Here is a 6,597-nt window from a genome sequence, read left to right as displayed (position 1 = left end):
GGGGGGGGTGCCCCGCCACTGCCGTGCCGAGCGCTCGATGCGCAGCGCCACGGCGCGAGCACGGGTGGACTCCTCCACCACGAGCGACGCCTCGTAGCAGCCGGGGGCCGGGCTGCAGACGCGGACCCGGCGGACGCGGGCGGCACGGTGCACCTCGAACAGGTCCCGCCGCTCGGGGCACTGCTCCTGCACGAGCTTCAGCATCGCGGCACGCTGGGTGAACCGCTCGACCACGTCGGGCTCGGTCCACCGGGACAACTGGGAAGCGGGCCGGGTTCCGGCCAGGATCTCCACTGCGGCCTGACCGATGCTGCGGGCGATCGCGCCCACGCGCTCGCTCTCGCTGCGTCCGGTGAGGGCGGCGGCCGAACGGTCCTGCCGCCACGCGTAGCCGCCCGGTGAGGTGCGGGGTGTCGGTGCGGGAACGGCGATGCTCATGGTGGGCTCCTTGGTGGATGGGGCAGTGCATTCGGTCGGGAGGTCGGAGTGCGCCGGCGGCCGGTCAGGAGTCTCGCGGGCGTCGGGGACGGAGCGGCGCGGCGCGCGGCGGCGTTGCCCGGACCGCGGGGCCGCGGGGTGGGCGGTCATCCGGGGACTCCCGCGCTTCCCAGCAGCTGCGGTGGCACCCGCAGCTGCTGGCCGGGTCGGATCAGGTCCCCGTTCGCTTCCAGGACGTTGAGCTTCGCCCAGGAGCCCAGGTGCCGGCACACGTCCTCGTCCGTGGCCCGCGCACCCAGCAGCTGCTCCGTGAGGTCCCACAGGGTGTCGCCTCGGACCACGGTGAGGGAGCCGTCGACCACCCGCTCCGGTGCGGGTGCGTGCGTCGGCAGGGGAGCGTGCGTCGTCGTGCGCGGGGCGTGCGGCGAGTGCGGAAACCCGGGTGAGCCGGGAGCCTCCGGGCGGGCACCGGGGCTGCCCGGCGCCGCGGTGGCCGACTCGGGCTGCGGGGCCGGGGGAACGGACGGATGCACCGCGGCGTCGCCCGGTGCTGGAACGATGTCGTCGGTCGGCGCGAGCTGCTCCGTGCCCGTGGTCGGTGGTCCCCAGAACGGATCCACGGGGGCGTCGGCGGCGTGGGCGGGGACCACCGTGACCAGCTGGGCTCCCACGAGGGCGGCGGTGGTGCGGGCGATGAGCGCGGGAGTGAGGCGCCGCGCCCAGCGCTCCGCGCCCCGCCACCGGAGCACGTGCGCCACCAGGGCCACCCCGGCCATGGCCAGACCACCGAGCCACCAGGCCGCCACCGCGAGGCAGGCCGCTGCTGCGGTGACGGCCAGGGAGAGTTCTTGCGCGTCGAGGGCCCCGGCGGCGCTCAGCTGCGCGCTCCAGCGCAGCCCCAGCACACCCGTGACGGTGGCCAGAACGGGGACGCCGGACCACAGAACAGCTGACCGGCGGGAGGTCGGGGAGGGGCTGGGAGAGGGTGATCCCATTTTTGGCTCCGAAAAGTGTTGTTTGATGTCATTTGACATGTCTAGATCATCCGGTGCCCGTGGCTGCGAGTCAATGACCCATGAATACGGATGCAACCCGGCCGGAGTGCGGCTGTGGTGCGACGTCAGGCCCCCGTAGTGTGTGGCGCGGTGACGGCGGAGCCTCGGGACCGGGGCGGCCGTGCACGTCGGGGACGCGCCGTCGGTGTGGCGCCGGTTCGCGAGAGCTCAAGGGCACGGCCCACGGCGGCTACGGGAAGGAGATCGGCATGCGGTGGGACGAGCTGTTCCAGGATATGGAGTCGCAGCTGGAACGGGCCCGGATGAGTCAGGTGGAGCAGGAGGCCGTGGAGACGGCGCGCGCCGAGCTGGCCAGGCTCAGTCTGCTGGAGCGCCTGGCCGCGCACCGCGAGTCCACGGTGCGGCTGCGCCCGGCCCACGGGGAGACGCTCGAGGGCGAGCTCGTGGACGTCGGCGCGGGCTGGGCCGTGGTGCGCGAACGCCACCAGCAGCATCTGGTGCCGCTGCACTCGGTGGTGTGGTGGGAAGGGCTGCCGCGACGGTTCGAGGTGCTCCCGGAGCGGTCCACCGTCCGCCGGCTCGGCATGGGTCACGTGCTGCGGGCCCTGAGCACCGCTCGCGTGCACGTGCGGGTGGCCCTGCGGGAGCGGGGCGGGCAGGGCGACCTAGAGGGCACGGTGGACGCGGTGGGTCAGGACTTCTTCGACCTGGCCGTCCACCCCGAGGACCAGTTCCGCCGGCGGGCGGCGGTCACGGGTGTGCGGACCGTCCCGTTCCAGGCCGTGGCGCTGGTCTCGTCAGTGGACCCGGGCTGAGGTCTTCACTGCAGGGTGCCCTCACGCACGGCGTGCTGGGTGCGCTCGTACCCCTGCTGGATGTACTCCTCCAGCTTGGCCTTCTCCACGCGCCACTGGCCGCGACCGCCCACCTGGATGGCGGGCAGCTCTCCGGATCGCACCATGGCCCTGGCTTGCGGCACGGAGATGCACAGGATCTCGGCCACGTCCGCGAGAGTGAGGAATCGTTGTTGCGACATGGTCGTGCTTCACGTCCTTTGGAGTGAGATGGTGCGAAATGGGTCGGTTTCCGCTCTAAGTGTCCCACGAGATGAGAGCAGGAGCTGCTTGTCAACATGGGGAGCGGGGAATGGAGCCGTGGCCTCCTGTGTCCACATGACGCGCGTCACGCTACTGCCCAGCGCCCCCGCGCGGCACACTCGTGGGTAACCGGCAGGAGCCGGTCACGGGGGAAGGACACGGAGCATGGGACGTCAGCCAACACCGGAGCGGTCAGGGCACTCGAGTGCGTCGGCCGTCCGTTTCCGCAAGCCGTCGTGGCGGGACCCCCGGCTTCTGGTCGGACTGCTGCTGGTGCTGCTCTCCGTGCTGGGGGTGATCCTCCTGGTGGCCGCCGCCAACCGCAACGAGCCCTACTACGCCGCCGCGACCGACCTTGCCGTGGGGCAGCGGGTCACTGCCGAGGATCTCACCACCGTGGACGCGCACCTGCAGGAGACCTCCTCCCAGTACATCCCGGGGGTGCAGCCGTTGCACGAGGACGCGGTGGTCACCCAGCGGGTGCCGCGGGGGCAGCTGGTCCCCGCCGCGTCCATCGGCACGGCCGACCACCTGGACCGGACCTCCGTGGGCATTGCCCTGCAGACCCCCCTGCCATCCCAGGCCGACCCGGGGGCGCACGTGGACGTCTGGGTGGCCAAGCCCAAGCCCAGTGGACGCGGGTATGTGGAGCCGAAGAAGCTCGTCACGGCCGCGGAGATCGCACGCGTCGACACGACCGACACCGCGCTGGGCGGCTCCGGGGGCGTCACCGTTCACGTGCTCGTCACCCCGTCGCAGGTGGCACCGCTCGTGGACGCCCTCGGCAACGACGCGAAGGTGACCCTGGTGCCCAACACTGCGGGGAGCGGCTCGTGAGCATCTCCGTGGTGACCCTCGGGTCCGGCACGTGGGAGCTGGTGGAGCGGCTCGAGCGGCTGCACGGGGAGGTGACCGTGGTGCGGCGCTGCCTCGAGCTCTCAGAGCTGCTCGCGTGCGCGCACACGGGCATGGCGCAGCTGGCGCTCGTGGCGGAGGGCGGCGAGGACCTCACGGCGTCGCTGCTCGACCAGCTCGCGAGCAGTGGCCTGCGGGTGCTGGTGGTGGAGGGCCACGACGATCTGCGACTGTCCCAGCTCGGAGTGGGGTCCGTGGCGGCGGCGGTCACGGGGTCTGAGCTGTCGGAACGGATCCTCGGGGCCATGCAGGATCCACCCCGATCCCACGGTCGGGGCGAGCCCCGGGAGGACGCGGGCGCGCCCGGCTCGGAGCCGCCGAGGCACCCCGGTGCCGTGGACGGGTCCCGGGCCGCAGGGCCGGACGGGGAGGACGCGCGGAGCGGGGAAGGGCGGCAGGGCGACGTCGCCCGCGCCCGGGGGTCCCGGGGCCACACCGAGGAGGCCGATCACGGGACCGGTCCAGTGCCACCCACCGCCGGTGACGGCGTCGGGGAGAGCGCCGAGGACGGCGGGGAGCGCGAGCTGTGGCACCCGGAGGGGGACGTGGACGCCGGAGCAGGCGACGACGGGGTGGAACCCCGGCTCGTGGTGGTGTGGGGACCCGCCGGGGCACCGGGGCGCACCGTGGTCGCGATCAACCTCGCGGCCGAGGCGGCCCTGCACGGCGCGCGCGTGCTGCTGGTCGACGCGGACACCTACGCGGCGTCGGTGGCCGCGAGTCTGGGCATGCTCGACGAGGCGGCGGGGCTCGCGCAGGCCTGCCGGCTCGCGGACCAGGGGAGGCTGGACGCCGACACCCTGCGCCGCTGCGCCACCCCGGTCTCCGTGGCCGGCGGATCCGTGGCGGTGCTGAGCGGTCTCACGCGCCACGACCGGTGGCCCGAGCTGAGGGCGTCGGCGCTGGAGCTCGTGCTCGAACGCGCCCGCCAGGTCTGGGACCTCGTGGTCGTGGACGTCTCCTCCCCGCTGGAGGCGGACGAGGAGATCAGCACCGACTTCCTGGCCCCGCGCCGCAACGCCGGGGCGCTGAGTGCCGTGGCCGCGGCGGACACGGTGATCGCCCTGGGCGCGGCCGACGCCCTCGGGGTCCCCCGCCTGGTGAAGGCCCTCCCGGACCTCGACGACGCGGCACCCGGGGCCGCGGTGCTGGTGGTGATGAACAAGCTGCGTCCCGCGGCCACCGGGCGCGCCGCCCGCGCGGCCGTGACCGAGGCATGGGAGCGCTTCTCCCCGGGGCACCCGATCGCCCACACGCTGCCGTGGGACCCCGCAGTGTGCGACGCCGCCCTGCTCGCGGGAGCCGTGCTCGCCGAGACGGCGCCCCGCAGCGCCCTGCGCCAGGAGATCACCGCGCTCGCGCTCGCGGTGCGCCGGGGCGAGGCCGTGTCCGCCGCGGCGTCGGGCGCGGCGACCTCCGGTGGGACGGGCACTAGGCTGGGGCGTCGGATGGGCGCGTGGTTGCGCCGGGACTGAGAGAAGAGGCGGCCGCACATGGCATTCACCGATCCGCTGCGCTGCGTGGCGGACTTCGACGCCGGCGACGCCGAGTGGCTCCACCTGCTCGTGGGGGACTGGCAGCTCGTTGCGGACCTGGGCTTCGGGGACCTGCTGCTCTGCTTCCCCCGGGAGGTGGTGGCCGCCGCGCAGAGCCCCACGGGCCAGCCGATCCCCCGGGAGGGCACGGACTTCCTGGTGCTCGCCCACGCCAGACCGACCACGGGGCCCACCGCCTACCAGAAGGACCTGGTCGGGGAGCTCGTGAACGGGCCGGCGGCGGGCACCCTGCGCCGGGCGTGGATCGATCGTCGGATCGAACGCACGGGCCCCTCGGAGTGGTCGAACCTGGCCTCCCGCTCCGTCACGCTGGTCCCGCTGGTGCGGAACCAGCGGACGATCGCCGTGGTCAGCCTGACCACGGATCCGCAGCGCGAACGGCTGCCCTCCCGCATGGAACTGGTCTACCGGGAATCGGCCGCCGACCTGCTGCGCATGGCGAACCAGGGGACGTGGCCGGACTTCGCGGTGCGCAGCGACTCCCGCAGGGGAGCTCCGCGCGTGGGGGACGGCATGCTGCGACTGAACGCCTCCGGAGTGGTGGAGTTCTGCTCGCCCAACGGTCTCTCCACGTTCCGGCGCCTGGGCTTTCGCGGAGACCTCACCGGCCAGAACCTGCTGCGGGTGGCTCGCCAGCTCCCGCTCACCGCCCCCGGGGTGGACGAGACCCTGGCGCCCGTGCTGGCGGGGACCATGCCGTGGCGGGCCGAGCTCTCGGGGGTGAAGGCATCGGCGACCTTGCGCGCCATCCCCCTGCGTCAGGGCTCGGAGCGCACGGGAGCACTGCTGCTGTGCCGGGACGTCACCGAGCTGCGTCGGCGCGACCTGCAGCTCGTCTCCAAGGACGCCACCATCCGTGAGATCCACCACCGGGTGAAGAACAACCTGCAGACGGTCTCCGCGCTGCTGCGGCTGCAGTCGCGCCGCATGCACTCGGAGGAGGGGCGCAACGGGCTCCAGCAGGCGATGCGCCGGGTCAGCTCGATTGCCCGGGTGCACGAGTCCCTCTCCCACGAGATCTCCGAGGACGTGGACTTCGACGAGCTGATGCGCCACCAGGTGAAGCTCGCGGTGGAGACCGCCTCGGCGGGCCAGCGCGTGCGCACGGAGGTCCACGGCTCGTTCGGCCGGCTGCCCTCGAAGAGCGCGACGTCCGTGGCCCTCGTGGTCAACGAACTCGTGGCCAACGCCGTGGAGCACGGGCTCAGGGACCGGGACGGCACCGTGGCGATGTCCGTGCGCCACCTCGAGGACGAGACCACGGAGACGGGAGAGACCGACCGTGTGCTCGAGATCGCCATCGAGGACGACGGCAGCGGCATGGGGGCCACGGTCATCGAGGAGTCCGGGGTGAGCGCCTACCGACCCCCTGCAGAGGGCGAGGGGCTGGGCATGCAGATCGTGCGGACCCTCGTGGCCAGTGAGCTGCGCGGCAGCATCCGGTGGCAGTCCGCGGAGCAGGGCGGGACGAGTGTGGTCATCACGGCCCGGTTCCGCCAGCCGGCGTCCGGGCGGCGGTGACGGGGCCCACCTGCGACCGGATGCGCGAACGGCCCGTGTTCCACCGGGTGGCGG

7 protein-coding genes are annotated in these 6,597 nt (G+C 73.5%); 4 read left to right on the top strand and 3 right to left on the bottom strand.

Features of this window, described 5'->3' with window-relative positions; all coding sequences use genetic code 11:
* Both HMPREF2833_RS03570 and HMPREF2833_RS03565 read right to left on the bottom strand, forming a co-directional pair.
* On the bottom strand, window positions 1-438 hold a 438-nt coding region (locus HMPREF2833_RS03570), incomplete at its 3' end, for an Rv3235 family protein (RefSeq protein ID WP_070636719.1).
* A 146-nt stretch (window positions 439-584) separates the two neighbouring features.
* Complete coding sequence (locus HMPREF2833_RS03565) at window positions 585-1,433, bottom strand: LysM peptidoglycan-binding domain-containing protein (protein ID WP_141756156.1); 849 nt, start codon at window positions 1,431-1,433, stop codon at window positions 585-587.
* Window positions 1,434-1,702: 269 nt separating this feature from the next.
* Here HMPREF2833_RS03565 and HMPREF2833_RS03560 point away from each other — a divergent pair, with 269 nt between their 5' ends.
* Window positions 1,703-2,269 (top strand): hypothetical protein, encoded by a 567-nt coding sequence (locus HMPREF2833_RS03560; protein ID WP_039101775.1) that lies wholly within the window; start codon window positions 1,703-1,705, stop codon window positions 2,267-2,269.
* Between the two features lie 5 nt (window positions 2,270-2,274).
* Here HMPREF2833_RS03560 and HMPREF2833_RS03555 read toward each other — a convergent pair whose 3' ends face one another.
* The gene (locus HMPREF2833_RS03555) at window positions 2,275-2,490 is read right to left on the bottom strand and encodes a helix-turn-helix domain-containing protein (RefSeq protein WP_019309417.1); all 216 of its coding nucleotides are present in this window, start codon (window positions 2,488-2,490) and stop codon (window positions 2,275-2,277) included.
* A gap of 226 nt (window positions 2,491-2,716) precedes the next feature.
* Here HMPREF2833_RS03555 and HMPREF2833_RS03550 point away from each other — a divergent pair, with 226 nt between their 5' ends.
* Genes HMPREF2833_RS03550 through HMPREF2833_RS03540 form a run of 3 tightly spaced genes read left to right on the top strand, consistent with a single transcriptional unit; the run spans window position 2,717 to window position 6,543 of the window.
* Entirely contained in the window at window positions 2,717-3,388 is a 672-nt protein-coding gene (locus tag HMPREF2833_RS03550; RefSeq protein ID WP_047979000.1) for a hypothetical protein, read from the top strand.
* Complete coding sequence (locus HMPREF2833_RS03545; protein ID WP_039101776.1) at window positions 3,385-4,941, top strand: CpaE/TadZ family protein; 1,557 nt, start codon at window positions 3,385-3,387, stop codon at window positions 4,939-4,941. Before HMPREF2833_RS03550 ends, HMPREF2833_RS03545 begins: the two co-directional genes overlap by 4 nt.
* A gap of 18 nt (window positions 4,942-4,959) precedes the next feature.
* Window positions 4,960-6,543 (top strand): sensor histidine kinase, encoded by a 1,584-nt coding sequence (locus HMPREF2833_RS03540; protein WP_039101777.1) that lies wholly within the window; start codon window positions 4,960-4,962, stop codon window positions 6,541-6,543.
* Window positions 6,544-6,597 lie beyond the last annotated feature (54 nt).

Source organism: Kocuria sp. HMSC066H03 (assembly GCF_001812045.1).
Classification (GTDB): Bacteria; Actinomycetota; Actinomycetes; order Actinomycetales; family Micrococcaceae; genus Kocuria; species Kocuria rhizophila.
Note: the sequence above shows the minus strand (reverse complement) of the source record. Positions and strands in the feature narration are given on the sequence as shown.

Excerpts from the sequence above, each read along its gene's own strand:
- HMPREF2833_RS03550 (WP_047979000.1), top strand. The coding sequence starts at position 2,717 with ATGGGACGTCAGCCAACACCGGAGCGGTCAGGGCACTCGAGTGCGTCG.
- HMPREF2833_RS03565 (WP_141756156.1), bottom strand. The coding sequence starts at position 1,433 with ATGGGATCACCCTCTCCCAGCCCCTCCCCGACCTCCCGCCGGTCAGCT.
- HMPREF2833_RS03555 (WP_019309417.1), bottom strand. The coding sequence starts at position 2,490 with ATGTCGCAACAACGATTCCTCACTCTCGCGGACGTGGCCGAGATCCTG.
- HMPREF2833_RS03560 (WP_039101775.1), top strand. The coding sequence starts at position 1,703 with ATGCGGTGGGACGAGCTGTTCCAGGATATGGAGTCGCAGCTGGAACGG.
- HMPREF2833_RS03540 (WP_039101777.1), top strand. The coding sequence starts at position 4,960 with ATGGCATTCACCGATCCGCTGCGCTGCGTGGCGGACTTCGACGCCGGC.